The sequence below is a fragment of the Salimicrobium album genome (genome assembly GCF_900107115.1).
Lineage (GTDB): Bacteria > Bacillota > Bacilli > Bacillales > Halobacillaceae > Salimicrobium > Salimicrobium album.
On the sequence record NZ_FNOS01000001.1, the window covers coordinates 434726 to 452493 of the forward strand.

General features: G+C 47.4%; 23 protein-coding genes. 4 read left to right on the top strand and 19 right to left on the bottom strand.

Annotation, left to right across the window (positions count from 1 at the left end; genetic code table 11):
* Positions 1-217: 217 nt before the first annotated feature.
* From BLU03_RS02190 to BLU03_RS02195, 3 genes are all read right to left on the bottom strand, one after another.
* A complete protein-coding gene (locus BLU03_RS02190; protein WP_008589849.1) occupies positions 218-400 on the bottom strand; it encodes a hypothetical protein in 183 nt (60 codons plus the stop codon).
* 42 nt (positions 401-442) lie between these two features.
* Positions 443-619, bottom strand: coding sequence for a hypothetical protein (locus BLU03_RS13565; RefSeq protein WP_159435658.1), 177 nt, complete (start codon positions 617-619; stop codon positions 443-445).
* A gap of 74 nt (positions 620-693) precedes the next feature.
* Positions 694-1737, bottom strand: coding sequence for a glycosyltransferase (locus BLU03_RS02195; protein ID WP_076569332.1), 1044 nt, complete (start codon positions 1735-1737; stop codon positions 694-696).
* A gap of 122 nt (positions 1738-1859) precedes the next feature.
* Between BLU03_RS02195 and BLU03_RS02200 the strand changes: the two genes are divergently transcribed.
* Both BLU03_RS02200 and BLU03_RS02205 read left to right on the top strand, forming a co-directional pair.
* Positions 1860-2744: an alpha/beta hydrolase gene (locus tag BLU03_RS02200; RefSeq protein WP_076569330.1), complete on the top strand. Its 885-nt coding sequence runs from the start codon at positions 1860-1862 to the stop codon at positions 2742-2744.
* Positions 2745-2810: 66 nt separating this feature from the next.
* The gene (locus tag BLU03_RS02205; protein WP_008589855.1) at positions 2811-3047 is read left to right on the top strand and encodes a YkvS family protein; all 237 of its coding nucleotides are present in this window, start codon (positions 2811-2813) and stop codon (positions 3045-3047) included.
* Between the two features lie 44 nt (positions 3048-3091).
* Here BLU03_RS02205 and BLU03_RS02210 read toward each other — a convergent pair whose 3' ends face one another.
* From BLU03_RS02210 to BLU03_RS02275, 15 genes are all read right to left on the bottom strand, one after another.
* Complete coding sequence (locus tag BLU03_RS02210; RefSeq protein WP_093105246.1) at positions 3092-4165, bottom strand: FAD-dependent oxidoreductase; 1074 nt, start codon at positions 4163-4165, stop codon at positions 3092-3094.
* Positions 4162-5559: a dihydrolipoyl dehydrogenase family protein gene (locus BLU03_RS02215; RefSeq protein ID WP_093105249.1), complete on the bottom strand. Its 1398-nt coding sequence runs from the start codon at positions 5557-5559 to the stop codon at positions 4162-4164. Before BLU03_RS02215 ends, BLU03_RS02210 begins: the two co-directional genes overlap by 4 nt.
* Positions 5560-5590: 31 nt before the next feature.
* Complete coding sequence (locus BLU03_RS02220) at positions 5591-6172, bottom strand: CDP-alcohol phosphatidyltransferase family protein (RefSeq protein WP_093105252.1); 582 nt, start codon at positions 6170-6172, stop codon at positions 5591-5593.
* The gene (locus tag BLU03_RS02225) at positions 6165-6833 is read right to left on the bottom strand and encodes a TVP38/TMEM64 family protein (RefSeq protein WP_093105255.1); all 669 of its coding nucleotides are present in this window, start codon (positions 6831-6833) and stop codon (positions 6165-6167) included. The genes BLU03_RS02220 and BLU03_RS02225 overlap by 8 nt, the downstream gene beginning before the upstream one ends.
* On the bottom strand, positions 6830-7798 hold the full coding sequence (locus BLU03_RS02230; protein WP_245698684.1) for an ABC transporter ATP-binding protein: 969 nt from the start codon (positions 7796-7798) through the stop codon (positions 6830-6832). Before BLU03_RS02230 ends, BLU03_RS02225 begins: the two co-directional genes overlap by 4 nt.
* Positions 7799-7803: 5 nt before the next feature.
* Positions 7804-8586, bottom strand: a complete 783-nt coding sequence (locus tag BLU03_RS02235; protein ID WP_093105261.1) for an ABC transporter permease — start codon at positions 8584-8586, stop codon at positions 7804-7806.
* Positions 8587-8590: 4 nt separating this feature from the next.
* Positions 8591-9421, bottom strand: coding sequence for a hypothetical protein (locus tag BLU03_RS02240; protein WP_076569319.1), 831 nt, complete (start codon positions 9419-9421; stop codon positions 8591-8593).
* The gene (locus tag BLU03_RS02245; RefSeq protein ID WP_093105264.1) at positions 9405-10622 is read right to left on the bottom strand and encodes an ABC transporter substrate-binding protein; all 1218 of its coding nucleotides are present in this window, start codon (positions 10620-10622) and stop codon (positions 9405-9407) included. The genes BLU03_RS02240 and BLU03_RS02245 overlap by 17 nt, the downstream gene beginning before the upstream one ends.
* Before the next feature lie 130 nt (positions 10623-10752).
* Positions 10753-11379, bottom strand: a complete 627-nt coding sequence (gene kynB, locus BLU03_RS02250; RefSeq protein WP_093105269.1) for an arylformamidase — start codon at positions 11377-11379, stop codon at positions 10753-10755.
* Positions 11380-11390: 11 nt separating this feature from the next.
* Entirely contained in the window at positions 11391-12617 is a 1227-nt protein-coding gene (kynU, locus tag BLU03_RS02255; protein WP_093105271.1) for a kynureninase, read from the bottom strand.
* Between the two features lie 26 nt (positions 12618-12643).
* Positions 12644-12892, bottom strand: coding sequence for a hypothetical protein (locus BLU03_RS02260; protein WP_040609337.1), 249 nt, complete (start codon positions 12890-12892; stop codon positions 12644-12646).
* A 64-nt stretch (positions 12893-12956) separates the two neighbouring features.
* Complete coding sequence (locus tag BLU03_RS02265) at positions 12957-13202, bottom strand: DUF2164 domain-containing protein (RefSeq protein ID WP_008589879.1); 246 nt, start codon at positions 13200-13202, stop codon at positions 12957-12959.
* A gap of 173 nt (positions 13203-13375) precedes the next feature.
* A complete protein-coding gene (locus tag BLU03_RS02270) occupies positions 13376-13825 on the bottom strand; it encodes a nucleoside deaminase (protein ID WP_008589881.1) in 450 nt (149 codons plus the stop codon).
* 27 nt (positions 13826-13852) lie between these two features.
* Positions 13853-13999: a hypothetical protein gene (locus BLU03_RS13570; RefSeq protein ID WP_156330875.1), complete on the bottom strand. Its 147-nt coding sequence runs from the start codon at positions 13997-13999 to the stop codon at positions 13853-13855.
* Positions 14000-14159: 160 nt separating this feature from the next.
* Positions 14160-14459, bottom strand: a complete 300-nt coding sequence (locus tag BLU03_RS02275) for a hypothetical protein (protein WP_008589883.1) — start codon at positions 14457-14459, stop codon at positions 14160-14162.
* 90 nt (positions 14460-14549) lie between these two features.
* Here BLU03_RS02275 and zwf point away from each other — a divergent pair, with 90 nt between their 5' ends.
* Entirely contained in the window at positions 14550-16037 is a 1488-nt protein-coding gene (gene zwf / locus BLU03_RS02280; RefSeq protein WP_076569307.1) for a glucose-6-phosphate dehydrogenase, read from the top strand.
* Between the two features lie 5 nt (positions 16038-16042).
* On the top strand, positions 16043-16660 hold the full coding sequence (locus BLU03_RS02285; protein ID WP_093105274.1) for a cyclase family protein: 618 nt from the start codon (positions 16043-16045) through the stop codon (positions 16658-16660).
* Between the two features lie 48 nt (positions 16661-16708).
* Here the strand turns inward: BLU03_RS02285 and BLU03_RS02290 are convergent, their stop codons facing one another.
* Positions 16709-17605 carry a DMT family transporter gene (locus BLU03_RS02290; protein WP_076569302.1) on the bottom strand — a complete coding sequence of 299 codons (897 nt, stop codon included), beginning with the start codon at positions 17603-17605 and terminating at the stop codon, positions 16709-16711.
* Positions 17606-17768 lie beyond the last annotated feature (163 nt).

A 17768-nucleotide genomic window follows, 5' to 3' on the forward strand; every position in this document is an offset into this window, starting at 1 on the left:
TCCGTACTTGCATAGTACAGAGGAGCCGGCAGAAGCACTTTCCGGCTTCTGTCGTCTATAGTATTCCCAACATATCTATCTGTCCTTCATTTTATCACGGAAGCCGACATTTTTCTTCCCGATTTCCTTTATTTCTTCTGTCCCGATCACTGTTCAAACAAAAAAACAGGCAGTGCCAAGGAATAGTCAGTTCCTTCCCACTGCCTGTTAAATAAAGCTACGTTTTCCTGAAGTATACGAATAATGTCACTGCATAGACCAGAAGCATAGACGTCGCAAGACCCATAGCTTCAACAACATCTGCACGATTATAGTGCCCTGACTGATCCATCAGAAAATAGAGTGGCCAGGATATGTAGGCGATCACTCCAATCCACATATAAAACTTCTTTCCTTCCATAATTTTTTCCCTCCTTCATTTCCCGGTTCGAGACGCACCTTTTTATAATGCTTCCAATAAGTACCGGACCCCTTGAATCAGCCATTTCCCTGTTAGTACCATCCCCCGGATAAAGACGAGAATCAGCTCTGGAACCCACAACACGAGCTCGGTGAAGAAACGGCCGGAAGCACGAATGAACTTTCTCATCTTCTCAACAGGGCCGTCTTTATTTGTCATATGAACTCCCTCTTTCCCACTTTAAGATATAGATACGAAGAGTAACTTAAAAAGTTTTAACATCTATTTCTGCTTCAATTTATTACTCTTCCTTTCCAGGTGGAACTGCGAAGGAAAAACGTGCGTATGACCGAGTAGACAAACAGACTGATGAAAAACAGGAAATGAATCGGAAAAATCAGAGCATCCCAAAAACGGAAGTTCCCAATATCCCTCCAAAAACGGTACATCCATCCTGTCACAAAGGAATAACCGATTACAGAAGAACGTCCTGTTTTTTTCATTCTTGTAAGGAAAGAAACGACAGAAGAAATCCACGCAGCGTTCCACACTGTCATCCGTAAAGAAGCGGAAGCAGCTCCTGAAGCGAAGCTTTTGGACCATCCGGCTGCTACTTCTTTCATATCTGCCTGATACATACGCATCGACAGAACCCCTTTTCCGCTATAAGCGTAAACCGGGGCTCCCAGCGTCTTAGCTCTGCGTGAGAAAGCTAGATGCTCGGTAACCTCTCCTTTTATTGTCCTATGTCCTCCCACCTGATGATACATGGCAGTCGGGAGCGCCAGGCAGGGGCCGAACCCGCCCTGTACTCCTGTCTTTCTGCGACCGATCTTCGTGATTCCTGTAGAAGCGTATACTACGGAATGAAAAACGGCCGATAGTTTCTCAGGGAAGGACTCCATCACATGATAGGGGTGGACGGTAAGCAGCGCCTGCTTCTCTTCCACAAATCCTGTGATTTTTTCCATCCCCCCCTTTTCCAGCCACGTATCAGCATCAAGAAAGACCAGCATGTCACCTGAAGCTTCCTTTGCACCATTGTGACAGGCCCATGATTTACCCATCCAGCCTTCCGGGAGTTCAGGAGCGCGGATAACCTTCGCACCCGACTGTTCGGCTATCGTTGACGTATTATCAGTCGACCCGTCATCAACCACTATCACTTCTCCCTGGTCCGGCAGAGTAGGTAATAATCTCTTAAGGTTATGTTCCTCATCCCGGGCAGGGATTATGACAGTGAAATTCTTCTCCCCCTGTTTCTGACGTTCAGGAAAAGAGACCCGGTGTCTGAACAGTCCCGCTGTCGTGAGCATTGCTGCAATCATCCAAAACATAAACACCCTCCTGTCTCAATGCAATCTATCTTTCTCCTTCCCTTAAATTGGTGTATATATGCTTACGACTGAAGAAATCAGGGTAAGGTAAAAAGAATACAGACAAAAAAGGCGGGATGAAGATGATGAAGAAAGCCGTAGCTAAGACTATGCGACTTTTTCCGAACAAAGAAAGAAAACAGACGATGGTACCCTACGAAGAAGTCGGTGATCGTAAAGATTTTCTCATCGATACTGAAATAACAGCCTCGGAGATTTCTATCTACTATCCGGCCATACACGAATACGACCCGCTTCCCGTGTACATAAACCTGCACGGCGGTGCATTCATCATGAGCGACAAAGACATGGATGACGCCTATTGCCGGCATATAGCCAACCATTCCCACTGTGCTGTCGTGAACATCAACTATCCGAAAGCTCCGGAACACCCTTTTCCATTACCACTCGAACAAATTTATGAGATCTGGCACTGGCTAAAGAGATATGCCCCTTCCTTGTTTCTGGATGCCGATCGATTTGCGGTAGGAGGACAGAGTTCGGGCGGTAACCTCGCAGCAGCTCTATGCCTCTATCTGAAAGAAAAGGAAGAGGAACAACCGGTGCTGCAGATGCTCGCCTATCCGATGCTCGATTTCGTCACGTCCCATGCGGATAAACCGGAACCGGACAAGAACCGCGCCAAATTTCCGCAGGCTGCTCATTTTCTGAACGAATCCTACATTCCGGATCCCGGAGAAATGGGAAACCCTCTCGCTTCACCCGTGTACGCCCGTAATCTTGAAGGCCTCCCTCCGGCGCTTATTCTTATTCCTGAATATGATGCTTTCAACCCTGAAGGAAAAAGATACGCCACCAATTTATCTCAGGCCGGGGTTATGGTAAATCTGCATGAGTTCGAAGATTGCTATCATGCTTTTACGCATCTCGGTCCGGAACAAAAGGCCGAAGAAGCCTGGTCTCTCATTGAAAACAGGCTTGCCCTCGCCTTTTATGGCACCCGCTGACGTTTAATATTCCAAAATCCGTGGTATACTGACTGTAATCATATGTAGGAAGGCAGGGGGACATTTGTGCAGAAACAGGATTTACCAATAGAAGAAATAGATAAAGCCGTTCCAGGGGATATTGTCGCATTTGAACGGGGCAATGAAACCTGGAAGGGTAAAGTAATCCCTTCCGGATGTACAAATTCTGTCGTCGTCGACCTCAGTATCATGGAGGAACTACCTGACAGAGATGTGGATTCTCACCTTACTTGTATCAACCATAGAAAATATACAATACTAAGTCGGGAAAATCAGACCTGACTAAAAAACTCTGCTCCACTTTGGTTATAAGTGGAGCAGAGTTTTTACATGTTGTATTTTTTCATAAATCGGGAATCAATGAAATGTTTCAGTGTAAAGCACCACTTCCCGTGTATCATCACATTGCCATAGGTCAGCAGACCCTGACGATTTCCAGTAGACAGGATTGCCATGTACTTTTTCGGCGGTCGAAAAGAAAGAAGTTCTTCGTTTCCGGCATGACGCTTGAGGTTCTCCCACAATACAGGAGCTTCTTTTATCGCAAACACCCCGTTTTTCGGAACTTCTTCCTCTTCTATAGTAACGCAGTCCCCGGCTCCGTAAATGTAAGGGTATTCGGGGTTTTTTAAATATTTATCCACGAAGAGAAATCCTTTCGCGTCCACCTTCAAATTCGATTGTTCAAACAAAGGAGGTGCTTCTGCCCCTGAAAGCCACAGCACACCCGAATGATGGACGTGACGTCCGCTGTCCGTCCGGAGAAACTCTCTTTCTATTCCTTCCACACGCTCCCCCGTAATGATGGAAAGCCCTTTTCTCCGGGCCAGCTTTTCTGTCCGCCGGGACGTTTTCGAACCGAATTCCTCCAGCAGATTTCCGGAGTCGATAAGTGTGACCCGCTGATGTGGCTGATGATTTTTTCTCCATGCGAGCATGGAGAGTGCGAGCTCCACCCCTGCTGCGCCTCCCCCGACCACTACAGGTGCAGGAGAACCCTTCAGTTCATCAATATTTTCAGTAAACACGTAGTTCGGTTTTACCGAATACACTTTTTCTGTAGGTTCCGGTATCTGTTTTACCCGGGAACCGACATCGAAAGAAATGAGGTCAAATGGATAGCCGCACTCGTCGAGGACGACTTCCTTTTTCACAGGATCCACCTCTGCTACCTTTCCTTTTATAAAGGAAGCACCGGCTTTGATAGATAATTCCTCGAGGTTGATTGTGATTTCTGAAGCTGGATAGATCCCTTCCGTATAACCGGAAAACATTCCCGAGTAGTATTGATGCTCGGAAGGGGAAATCATCGTCACCTCGAAACCGGGGTTCTCTTTTTGAAGTGCCTTTAGAATATATACGTGGGCGTGGCCTCCTCCGATAAGCAGCAGCTTCTTCATAGGAACCACTTCAGATACCTGCGGGAGAGTACGGGGGCTATGCCCGAAAATAACTTTAGTCTCCAGTATTGACCAGAGACGGCCTCCAGAGCGGCCGGGTGGTTCGGATACGGGTAAACCATGTCGGAGAGCTCTTTGATGTGTCCCCCTCTGTTCATGACGGCGACGACCGGCTGCATCCAGTCTCCGGCTCCCTTACCGATGGCGTGGGCTCCGATAATTTCCCCCTTCCGATCAGTTATAATTTTTACGAACCCTTCGGTCGCATGCTCCGCTACAAACCGGTCCACTTCATTGAGACGGGTTTCGTATACATATGCTTCCTCCACTTCTTCCCTGGTTTTACCCAGATGGAAAATTTCCGGGGTCGTGTACGTATTCCAGGGAATCGTTTCGTAAGACATTTTCCTTTTCAAAGAATAAAGAGCATTCTGCACCACCAGCTTTCCATGTTCGCCGGCTACGTGTGTAAAAGGCATATGGCCGGTTACATCACCGATAGCAAACACGTGGGGGTTCGCGGTCCTCATCGTGTCATCCACGTGAACAAACCCCTTATCGTCGAGAACCACTCCGGTCTCCGTCAAATTCATCCCTTCCGTATTCGGCTTTCTGCCTGCAGCGAGGAAGAGTTTATCTGTCTCCAGTGACTGTTCTTTTCCGTTTTTCGTGTAATAGACTTTCTTTCCGCCGTCGCTCACCTTTTCTACACGCGCTTCCGTAATAAACGTTATTTCCCGGGAAAGAATCTCCATAGCTTTATCTCTTATGGAAGGATCCTCCTTTTTCAAAATGGTGTTTCCACCTTCCAGCACAGTAATGTCACAACCGAGACGTGCAAAAGCCTGAGCGATTTCAAGACCGACGGGACCGGCACCTATGAAAGTCAGAGAACGAGGTAGTTCGGTCTGCTGGAATACTGTTTCATTCGTCCAGTAATCTGCGGCGTCCAGGCCTTCTATAGGAGGTTTGTTGACTGAAGAACCTGTAGCAATAACGATTTTTTTCGCTTCCAGGATATCACCCTCCACTTTTAATTTCCTGTCTCCGAGGAATTCGGGTGCTCCTTTGTAAACATCCACCCCCATCGTCTCGAACCGTTCTTTGCTGTCCGATTCCTGAATCGTCTCCACAGAGCGATTCACTCTCTCCATTATTTTTCCAAGATCCACCTCTCCCGAAGCATCAATACCCGCATAGGAACTATTACGTGCTATATGAATTTCGTTCGCCGCTTCTATCAGAGCTTTGGAGGGCACACAGCCATAGTGCAGACAGTCACCGCCGAGTGATTCTCTTTTCTCGATAAGAGCCGTTTTTGCACCAAGAGAGGCTGCTCCTGAGGCCACAGTAAGACCGCCTGCGCCACCACCGATAATTATAATGTCATACATAGATATCCCCTCCTTCCTTTAAATTTTTCTGCTACCGCAATATTCTTTTTGCTTCGAAGAGACGCTGCATTCCAGTAAAGGTCTCCACTGCAAAGTAGAGAAGTGTAATAAATAAAAGCCACTGCGGCAGAAGAATCATAAGGCTGAACAACACGAATCCTTCCGTTCGCTCCGCTACCCCTGCCTGATAATAAAACGACTTCATCCCCTGCTTTTCCGACACAGTCCCGACTGTGAGAAACACCGTCATGGAAAAAATGATGGAGACACTGAGAAGCAGGAGCGGCCACAGCACTTCCGGGTGCACATAAGCGATAGCCAGAATGATTCCTATTTCAACAATACGGTCGAATGTTACATCCAGCACCGTTCCAAAAGGGGAAGTCGATGTCCGCCGTGCCATTGTGCCATCGACTGCATCCAGAAAACCCGAAAGCCATAAAAACAACACTGCTGCCCACGGGGCACCGGCTATGTACCAGACAGCAGCACCTATACCTGTAAGGAAGGCAAGGACGGTTATTTGATCAGCCGTTCTTCCTTTTCTCAGGAACCAGTCGGCTGAATGCTCAATGAAAGGTTCTGCGTACTTCCTTGCGTGAGTATCAAGCATCTTCGTCCCTCTCTTTCCCGTCGGGCAAACCTGCCCAGCGCCGTACTTTGTTTCTTAAAAAATATATAACGATCATCAAAATGAGAGCACTGCCTGCCACCATACCCAGCAGCACAGGATCCCCGCTCAGAAGACTCGCGCCGACTGTAACATACATAAACGTCCCCGGGATGATTCCTATCATTGTCGCACTCAAATAAGAACGAAAACGAATGTTGAACCACCCCGACAGATAACTCAGCATTCCGAACCCTATCAAAGGTACAAGTCTCAGAACAAGCACGAATAAAAACCCCTGTTTTCTGACGATAATCTGAAGACGTGCCGTCAATTCAATATGTCTGAGACTGGCCAGTCTCTCACCAAGGACCTTCCCGACAAGATACCCGGCAGCAGCTGCTCCCGTTGCCCCCAACCAGATAAACAGCACACCCGGCCATACCCCGTAAGTGATCCCTGCACTGAGCGAGAGTATGGAAGCGGGAAAGAAAACGAAGGGAGTCAAAATATAAAGAAGAATGAACAAAAAAGGAGCAGCCCACCCAAAAGAAATAACGAATTCCTTAATCTCCGAAGGCCCTATTTGCCAGCGACTGTTCACCCACAAAAATAAACAGACGAAAAGCAACACCACAACGGCCGTGCGTAATTTCCGCTTCATCTTTTCTCCCGGTTCTGCTGGAACGTACGGATATTTGAGGCGTCTGTACTTACATATACGTTCTCTCCTGTATGGAAATCCTCAGGAGCAGGAAGCATAATATGTTCCTCCTCATCATCGAGGAGAACTTCCATGAAACGGTACCCTTTTACAAAGCGTGCACCTTCGATGACCCCTCTCCACTGAACTTTCTCCTCTATTTCTATGCGCTCAATGCTGAGGTTCCGCTTCGGGATGAATCTCATTTCGTCAATGACCCATGCATCACCGAAGAATCTGGCTACTTCAGAAGTTTGTGGGTTTTCATACACTTTTTCGGGAGAGCCGATCTGTTCGAACGTCCCCTCCCGAAAAACCCCGATGACGTCCCCTACCTGCATCGCTTCGTCCTGGTCGTGTGTGACAAATACGGCTGTAATGTTTTTTTCTTTCAATAACCTTCTCACCCATCGCCTCATTTCTTCCCGCAATTTCCGATCGAGACTCGAAAACGGTTCGTCAAGAAGTAGCAGTTTAGGAGATAGAATAAGACCTCTGGCCAGGGCGACCCGCTGCTTCTGACCTCCGGAGAGCTCACGTGGATATCTATTTTCATATTCGGGAAGTCCCACGATACTAAGAAAATCATCGATGCGCTTACTTTTTTCTTTTTTGCTTATATCCAGAAATTTAAGTCCGTAACCTACGTTTTCCCTTATTGTCATATGAGGAAAAAGAAGAGGCTCCTGAAAAACGAGACTGACCGGCCGTTCGTTCGCTTTCTTATGAGTCATATCGTCTCCGTCAATGGACATCTCTCCGGCAGAAAAAGTTTCCAGACCCGCGAGACAGCGGAGTAGAGTGGTCTTCCCTCCTCCGGAAGGTCCTACGACACTGAATATCTCTCCTTCGTTCACTGAAAACGAAACGTCTTTCAGAACTTCTCCGACACCGAAATGTTTCGTTGCATCACGTACTTCTATCATTTTATTCAAAACAGTTCCCTCCTCCCGGATTTTCTACGGTACGGTAACAATCGAAAAACTGCGCCTGCAGTTATATAAAAAAGAAGGGGGAGGACGGCGAACCAGATAGAAAATGCCGCAATCAGCGTAGTATCGGCAGAATCCAGAAAAGGAAAATAAACCATCGCAAGAGTTACCACAGTACCGCCCCCGATAATCGAAGTAATAACATACTGACTCAGACTGATGACAAAGGTGAGAAATATTACGCTCTGCACGGAGGGTTTTAGGAGCGGTAGTTCAATATCGAAGAATGTTCTTCCGGCAGATGCACCGAGTGTTTCCGCCTGTTCCTGCATCCTTCTTCCGAGACTCACATAGCCATTCCGGAAAATCCTGATGCTATAGGGGACCGTCGGAACCAGGTGAATGAGAATTACTCCGAGGCCTGTGTCAGCCAGCCCGATCCGTATCATAGCGATGTGAACCCCGAAAGTGATGGCAAGGATCGGTACGAGCAGAGGCATCACGAACAAGGTGTCCACCGCCGTTTTTCCGTGAAATGTATATAACGCCAGTGCCTTACCGGCGCTCATTCCTACAGCAATATTAATTACCGTCACGAAAAAGCCGATTGTCAGAGAAGTGCCTGTAGCTTCCAGGAGCCTTGTTGTTTCAAACAGCCCTCTCCAGCCATACAGGGAAAATTCCGTCCAGCTTCCGGGTGATGTAAAACTCTGGAGAACCAAAATCCCTACAGGGGAAATTATAAATAACATAGCGATGACCCAGAATAAGATTTTCTTCATACTTTCACAGTCCCTCAGTAATATTTCGGCGCATTTTGTTTATGAAATGAAACAATAGTAAGGAGATCAACCCTATTACTGTCGTCAAAAATACCATCGCTGCAAAAGCGAGCGGCCGCTCACTCCAGTCGCCAGAGTAGAACCAGTCGAAGGTAAGAATAGAAAGCATCTCCGGGAAAGTAGCTCCCACAAGCGCGGGGACTTCATAAGCACTGAACGTGAAAGCAAAAATGATGATTCCCGTTTCAATAAGAACCGGAGTGACAAACGGAAGCTCTGCATCGCGTATTTTAGAAATCCAGCATCCGCCGAGTGTTTCCGTTAAATCGTCATACAAACGATTTCTGGTCAGGTAAACAGGCAACAGCATCAAAATGACGAACGGAATTTCCTTTCCCATATACGTAAGAATAATTCCGACACCTTCCGGGTCATTGGCGTATGCCCGGTTCCCGGGCAGTAAACCGCTGACGAGACCCCCTTCCTGAAAAAGAAGAAGAACCAGGTAGGCCCACACAAAATGAGGGAAAACCATCGGCAGCCATACCGTCAGTCTGCCTCCGGTACGTTCAAGCATCGGAACGAATGCTCTCGTGAAGAACCATCCGATAAGCAGAGAGAGGAAGGTCGAAGCTGCCGCTATCCATAAACTGTAAAAAAAAGAGAGAAGAAAATCGGAGTGTGAAAACAGACGGACATAAACTTGACCGGTCAGCTTCCCATCCGGATAAACACTCAACCGGAAGGCAGACCATAGTCCGTACAATGGAAGGAGCAGAAACAGAAGAGCAGGGGTCAGCAGCAACCACGGTTTTATTCTAGCGGACAACTTCATCTTCCCACGTCTCCGTAATCCATTCGACATATTCCGTATCCAGTTCAGGCAGATACGTTTCCTCCAGTTTCTCTGCACCCGGCACTGTTTCCCCCCGGTCGAGTTCTTCAAATCGCTGTTTCGTCTCTTCGGGAAGCTTATCCGTATCGATGGTTGTATTATCTCCCCATGAAGAAGGCTTCATTTTCTGCAGCTGCGCCTCCGGGGAGAGGAGGAAATTGATAGCCGTTACAGCTCCCGGCACATTTGTACTGTTATAAGGAATAGAGAGGAAGTGTGTGTTGCCAAGCGATCCGGAGTCCATCACGTAGGTATCGGTGGATTCGGGGAAGACTCCATCATTTATGAGATGTTCACTTCTCGCTTCGTTGTACCCTAACGTCATAGATACTTTCCCTTCGCTATACAAACGATCCAGCTCACTTAACGAGGCAGGGTAATATTCTCCCTTCCTGTACAGAGCAGGCTCCCATTCTCTCAACTTTTTCCACATTCCATCTGCGGCTGTCTCTGCAGCGTTCGGGCTGAAAGAATCTTCCGCTAAAGCTTCGGGGTTCTCGGTCCCTGAAAGCATCATCTGCCTCAAAAATGCGTTGCCGGTGAATTCGGAAGGGTGAGGGTATGTAAATTCTCCCGGATTTTCTTTCACCCATTCGCTCAACTCTTTATAGGTTCTCGGCGGTTCATCCACTTTCGCACTATCGTACTGCAGAGCGAATTGGACTCTCCCCCAAGGGGCCTCCATCCCTTCTGTAGCTGTTCCGAAGTCGTGGGAATATTCGTCCCGGTCATAGTATTCATTGAAATTGGGCAGTTTTTCCGTAAATGCTCCGTAAAGCAGCTCATTGTTTTTGGCATTACGAAAATTCTCGCCGTTCAGCCACAGAAGATCCACCGTCCCTTCTTTCTTTCCAGCCTCACGTTCCGTTCTCAGTTTCTGTAAAATATCTTCGGTGGCCATCGGTGTTCTCGTAAGACTGATACCGAACTTCTCCTGAAGACGTGGGGCGACCCATTCATCGATGTACGTATTGATGCCGTCATCGCCACCCCACATGAACAGTCTTACCTCCGTACCTTCGGCCGCATCTTTGATTTCTTCAAAATTCCGATTCGCTATGGTGCTACCTTTCTCCTCCGTATCCGTAACACCGGAACACCCGGACAGGATGATCATTATGGCAATGATCCCTATTCTCATCTTCTCACCCTTTCCACATTACCTCCATTTTACCCTATCCCCGGTGGAACGAATACTTTGAAAGCCCCTTATGTAAGAAAGCTTACATTTCCCGGGGAATGCCTGGAAAGTGTAAACGAAAATTCCCCTCTCAATCATAGACAGATTTCAAAACTGCCCGTACAGGGCTGCCGTCCGCTTCCTCAAGTGCCAGGGGAAGAGCGCTTAAATCATATAGTCCAGATTCCACCTCCCGAAGATCGGCGTTCTCCAGAATATGCACTCCGCTTGAAAACAGAGCATGGTGAGCGTCGAGCGTTTCACTGTCCATTGGATCGACAGATGGAACATCGACCCCGACGAGACGAATGTTTTTTTCTTTAAAGAACTCAGCCACTTCCGGCTTCAGATAAGGAATCTCCTCCGGAAAAATCCTGGAATCAGGAAAGGCATCCGTCTTTATCAATACCCGTTCAACATTCTCGAGATCTATACCTTCAAAAGCTGCTGCACCTATCGCTTCGAAGCCCCGGCAGTCCACGACTTTCGTTCTGCCGATATAAACATTAATATCCAGCTCATTCACCCGCTTCCCTTCATTGTCGAAGTGAAAGGGGGCATCAATGTGCGTACCCGTATGAACACTCATCGTGATCTCTCCGATGTTTACGGAGCCCCTCTCCTTTTTAGTCGCCGTCCGGCGATACGAATACGGAGTATCCTCCGGCCAGGTGGAAATACGGTCGTTCAATGGTCGTGAGATATCAATCCATCCCATGTCGACACCTCCTAAGCGATAATATCGCGTTCGTTTTTGAACGCTTTGTACTTCTCTTTTTCCATGATCTCTTTCAATTTAGTCACTGTCTGAAAGCAGTCTTCAAATGTATTATAAAGGGCTGTCGGGGCTAGACGGATTCCGTTCGGATTTCTGAAGTCCGGTATAACACCTTCTGCTTTAAGAGCTTTCGTAATTCTTGCAGCTTCGGGATGTTCAAGATACACATGACCTCCCCTCCTGCTTTCTTCTCTCGGATTAGCGATGACAAAATCCCAGGATGACAGCCGGGAGTCGATCTGTTCCATCAGATACCCGGTCAATTTCAGTGATCTGCCACGGAGAGCTTCCATTCCCGCCTCTTCGAACATTTCGAGGGAGCCGAGCAGCGGAGCCGCACTTAAAACATGCGGAGTACCGAGCTGATATGCTCCGCTGTCTGCCGCTTTGACATACGTATGCTCCATATCGAACTGACTGTTTTTATCAGAACCGAACCATCCCGTAAGGCCTGGAGTTTCTGAAAAATGTTCCCTGTTAATATATAAACCGCCGACACTTCCCGGTCCTGCATTAACATATTTATAGTTGCACCAGAAAGCGAAGTCCACTCCCCACTCCGAAAGTCTGTGAGGAAGCGCACCAATGGAATGGCTTAAATCAAAACCGATTGTAATTCCGCGCTCGTGAGCAGCAGCGGTCAGCTTTTCCATGTCCAGCACCTGACCGCTGCGGTATAACACACTCGGCAGAATAACGAGCGAGATATCTCCGGTCATCGCCTGAATAATGGTATCCTCATCGATCGTATGCCCGTCCGTACTCTCTGCCAGAACGAGGTGCGACTCATCATACCCTTTCAGCAAAAGCTGACTTTGAAGTGCATAAATGTCCGTCGGAAAAGCAAGAGCATCCGCAAGTATTTTCGTTCGTCCTCTCTCCGGACGGTAGAATGTAGCTGTCAGCTGATGAAGATTGGACGTCGTCGATCCCGTCACCGTCACTTCTTCAGGAAAGGCTCCGACGAGTGGTGCCATGCGATTCCCCAGTCTTTCCGAGAGCGTGAACCACGGGTTCTCCCCTTCCGTCCAACCGTCAATCCCATACTTTTTCCAGCTGTCCATTATTTCTTTCACCGCTTTTTCGGCCCGCACGGACATAAGTCCAAGCGAGTTCCCGTCCATGTAAATTTTTCCTTCCGGAAAGTAAAACTCGTCGCGAAATGTGATTTCTTCCATGTTCCTTCCCCCCTGCTTTTTTCACGTCATAAAAAAAAGAAGATGATGAGTGCGATCAGCACAATACTTACATCCATGACTATCCCGAGGATGCCACAAACCATTCCCGTTACGGCATACCACCGCTTCGGATTATCATAAGAAATGGATTTCAGCGCCGGCCGTGCGTATGCGACAGCAAAAATTCCGAGCAGCCAGCCTATAAGCGGCACAGGGAGAGAAATCAGCCCGAGAACCATTGACGTTACAGCCTTCGATTCATGAATTTCTTTCACTATTACACCTTCTTCTCCAATACAGTCTCTTTTATTCTCCGCTTCGCAAATCAATCGGAAGCTCTTACTGTTTTCCCTTAATCGGACGTTTCAGGGCTTCCAGATCTTCTTCAATCGACATAATCTTCTGGTTCATCATCTCGGATGCATCCGCTACTCCCTGGTTATAGAATGGAACCGCCAGTTCTTCGGCAAAGAAATGTAGCCAGTTCTCTGCAGCGAGCTCCCCGATTTCTTCTCCGTGCTCTTGATATATGTAGTACTGTATCCGTTCCTTCATCTCCTGTTTAAAGTCCCGAGGTATTTCCAATTCGGTCCCCCCTCTCAATTTGGATAATCACAATTATGGTCATTCTTCGAAAGGCCGGGCCGGTGGTTACACGAACCTCGCTTATCTTCTCCCGGCCAGCCGCAGATCATAAGAATACCAAACACCCCCGGGGTGCTGGTGAAATCCGTCCTCAAAACGCGCAGTTCTTCAGATCATCCGTTTTTTCTACGGAAAAGAGCCATCGCTCCTTCTTTCTCCAGAGGTAAATGTTTCATTCTGACCTTCCTCATCTCTTCCGGCTTCTGTAGTTCTTCATTTATTTCGCCGCCTTTGGAAAGTCCTGTCTTTTGCGCTTCTTCTTTTGATTCCGCAAAATAGATATCCTGTATACCGGCATACCTCATCATAGCGTAACACATAGGGCACGGCTCCCCGCTTGCATACATCGTACAGTCAGACAGATCGACTCTGCCAAGTTTCTCCTCGACCTTTCTGACAGCGATCATTTCGGCATGTCCGCTGGCATCGTTCTGGAGATGAAGCTCATTCACTCCTTCACCAAGCACTTCCCCGTTTCTTTCTATAACGGCTCCGAAGGGCTGCCCTCCTTCCTCTACATTTTTTCTAGCCAGTTCAACCGCTCTGTCCATGTACTGATTCATATTCCCACTCTCCCTTTCCCGGATATATTACCATTCCTCGTACGTTTCACCCCCGCCTTTATCCCACCATGTCTCCGGCTGCATATATTTTTCCCGGATCATTTTAAGGACTTCCTCCCTTTCGTTTTCGTCCAGCTTCTCGAGGTCCGCCAATATTTTCTCTTTCCTGTCCATTGTTACACCTCCTGTGTCTGTCTGTTTATCATTTCGTTGCGGGGTTATAATCAATATACCCTTTTGATCTTTCACCTATGCTCCCGTTCATTTCTCAATAAAAAACTCCTTCTGCTATTATCGCAAAAGGAGTCCGATTTTTTAAGTTTTTTCAGTTTTTTCAGTCGGTTATCGCCCGTTCTTCCTTAATTTCTTCAATAGACCATTCTTTATTATAAGTCGAATGCTTCTCCAGTCTTGAAACCACGATTTCCGCTTCCGCGTACGTGCTGAATCTCTTCGTATCCGTCCGTCCAGAAGATGTAAGTTCTTTTCTGACTCCGTTCTCTGTGAAAGTAACTTTATACATCAGGCTTTCATCTCCTAACTGCGGTCCTATGCCCGCAATCACAACATTCGTTTCATCGTCCGCAGAAGAGGGGGTCTGGAAATTATTCCTCCCTTTTCCCGCTGCGTCCACACCGTCCCGGGCTCCTCCATTTGATATTAAAGATGTTTCCTTATACAATTAGTCATATCAACTCAACCTTAAGAAGAGTGGGGACTGCATATGGAAAATCAAGAAAAACCTAAAGCACTTATCGTAATCTTCGGAGCTACCGGGGACCTGGCCAAAAGGAAACTTTTCCCTTCTATTTACCGCCTGTATCAGAATGGAAAAATTGGTGAAGACTTCGCTGTAGTTGGAATCGGACGCCGTTCCTGGAGCAACGAGCTGTTCCACACGAACGTACGAAATTCTCTTGGAGACGATGTTTCCGGGAAAGAAGCGGAAGCCTTCGTGTCCCATTTTTACTACCATCCGTTTGATGTATCGGATTCGTCTTCCTATGAAAATCTCGGCACACTGCTTAATAATCTGGAGTCCGAGTATCGTACGGAAGGTAATCGCATCTTTTATCTTGCGATGGCCCCGCAGTTCTTCGGCACGATTGCAAATAACCTGAAAAAACATAACCTGAAAAGTGAAACGGGCTGGTCACGTCTCGTTATCGAAAAACCGTTCGGTCACGATTTCGAATCGGCAAAACAGCTGAACGACCAGATCACTTCGGCTTTTGACGAGAACCAGATATATCGGATCGATCACTATCTCGGAAAAGAAATGGTCAAAAATATAGAAGTGATCCGCTTCGCCAACGGCATTTTCGAACATTTGTGGAATAATCGGTTTATCGCAAACGTACAGATCACATCCAGTGAATCGCTTGGTGTGGAAGATCGGGCGAATTATTATGACTTGTCCGGAGCTACGAGAGATATGGTCCAGAACCATATGCTTCAGATGGTTACTCTACTGGCGATGGAGCCTCCGATCAATCTGAACCCTGAAGAGATACGCTCGGAAAAAATCAAAATTTTACGCGCCCTGCGTACTATCGATGAGAAGAATATCGATGACTATTTTGTACGTGGGCAGTATGGTCCTGGCAAAATGCATGGAAGGAAACTTCGCGGCTATCAGGAGGAAGCGGAAGAATTGCAGAATTCCGATACTGAAACGTACGTCGCCGGTAAAATCATGATCGATAATTACAGGTGGGCAGGTGTCCCTTTCTATATAAGAACGGGCAAACGCCTCGCGGAGAAGTGCACGAAAATAGTCGTGGAATTTGAAGACATTCCTTTGAATCTTTATCAGGAAGAACAAAGCGAAAAATCTCCGAATCTGCTGGTGATCAATATCCAGCCGAACGAAGGGGTGACCCTGTATCTGAATGCGAAAAAACCGGGGGTTAGCTCCTATTCGGAACCTATAAAACTGTCTTACACACACGAAGCCGTCAACAGTGTAAACACCCCCGAAGCTTATGAGAAATTACTTCACGACTGTATGATCGGGGACACTACGAACTTCTCGCACTGGGACGAAGTTTCCCTTTCCTGGAAATTCGTGGACCGGATTTTAAACAGGTGGTCCAAAGAAGAACCGGACTTCCCTAATTATGCCGCCGGTTCAATGGGACCGGAAGAAGCGGATAACCTTCTTAAAAATGACGGCTTCCACTGGTGGCCGGTGAATAACGAAGAGGAGTGAGGAATTTGGCTATATACGACGTCTCTATGACCATCCGGGAAGGGATGAAAGTCTACAAAGATAAAGAAGAAAAACAGCCGCAAATTACGACCAGCACGAACGGTCACGTTACGGAATCACGGATAGATATGGATCTGCACACGGGAACCCACGTCGATTCCCCGCTCCATATGATCAACGACGGGGAAACGATGGAGACGATAGCTGTAGAGGATCTGGTAGGAACAGTTAAAGTTTTCGACCTCTCAGACTGTGGGGACAGCATAGATAAATCGGACGTTGAACCGCTTGATATAAATAAAGGGGATTTTATACTCTTCAAAACGAAAAATTCCTACCATGAAGGGAACGACTTTGATTTTGATTTCACCTACGTTACCGGTGAAGCAGCGGAATTGCTGGCAGAAAAAGGTATCAAAGGTGTAGGAGTCGACGGTCTCGGCATTGAACGCAGTCAGCCGGACCATCCTACCCACCGGACACTGTTCACTCATCGCATTATTATCATTGAAGGTCTTCGATTAAAAGAAATTTCTGAAGGGAGCTATTTCATGATGGCCGCTCCTTTAAAGATCGAAGGTACAGATGCCTCCCCTGCCCGTATTCTGCTTATGGATGAGTAAATAAAAAAGAGAGACGGCGCTTCCTGAAAAATGGAAGGCCGGCTTTCTCTATGCTGCTCGTGACAATTTCCTTTTTTTCCTGCCTCCAAGTACCTGAACGACGATAACTCCGGCAAGTGCCACTGCCCCTCCTATGAGTGACAGACCGCTCGGCCATTCCCCGAGCCATATCCAGGCTGTAATTACAGCCACCGCGGGTTCCAGATACATCATACTTGTCACTTTACTGGCGTCCCCAAGGGATAAGGCTGTAGACCATGTGACGTAAGCAATCGCGGCAGGAAAAATTCCTGCATAAACGGCAGAAGCGTTCGCCTCTGTCGTTGCTTGTGTCACCGTATCCACTACTCCCGGAGAAAATATCAGGAAAGGAATAGTACCCGCCCAGCTGAAATAAGCTACAAGTTCGACCGGTTTATACTTACGCAAAAACGGCTTTTGTCCTGCAAAGAACACAGAAGTGGCTATGACGGATATAAGAACATAAACGGCTCCGACAGATATAGAAAAGCCTTCCGCAGTACCGAGAGTAATGAGTATAATTCCCGCAAAACCGATTCCCATTCCCGTCCAGCCTATACCTCCCAGTTTCTCTTTAAGAAAAAGTACGGCTATGATTGCAGTCACAATCGGTGCCGCTCCGATCATCATACCGACCGCGCCTGCGGATACCGTCATCTCACCGAAAGTGATACCGGCATGATACACGCTTATACCAATAAAACCAAGCAGCGCAAGCAGAGGGATATCCTTCCTGTCCGGCATCCTTATTTTTTTGCCGGGAAGCATAGCCACGAGCACAAAAGCAAAAGAGGCCACACTGTAACGGACAAGAATAAGGTGTCCCGGCGTGTAACCTCCGAGTAAAGATGCCCGGATAGCGGCGAACGTGGAACCCCAGAGAAGAATAGTTGTGAAAGCCAGTATCCACACTTTTCTACTCATCCGACTCCCCCCCTTTTTTGCTATAGTCCTTCCTATGTTAGAGCATCTCTCTTCAAAGTGCAAAACTTCCCTGTCAATAAAACTATCCCCTTTCATTCGGAGAGAGGAATTCCTTCTATACGGAATAGTCCTTACCTGCCCTTCACACATTCCTGTGGGACAT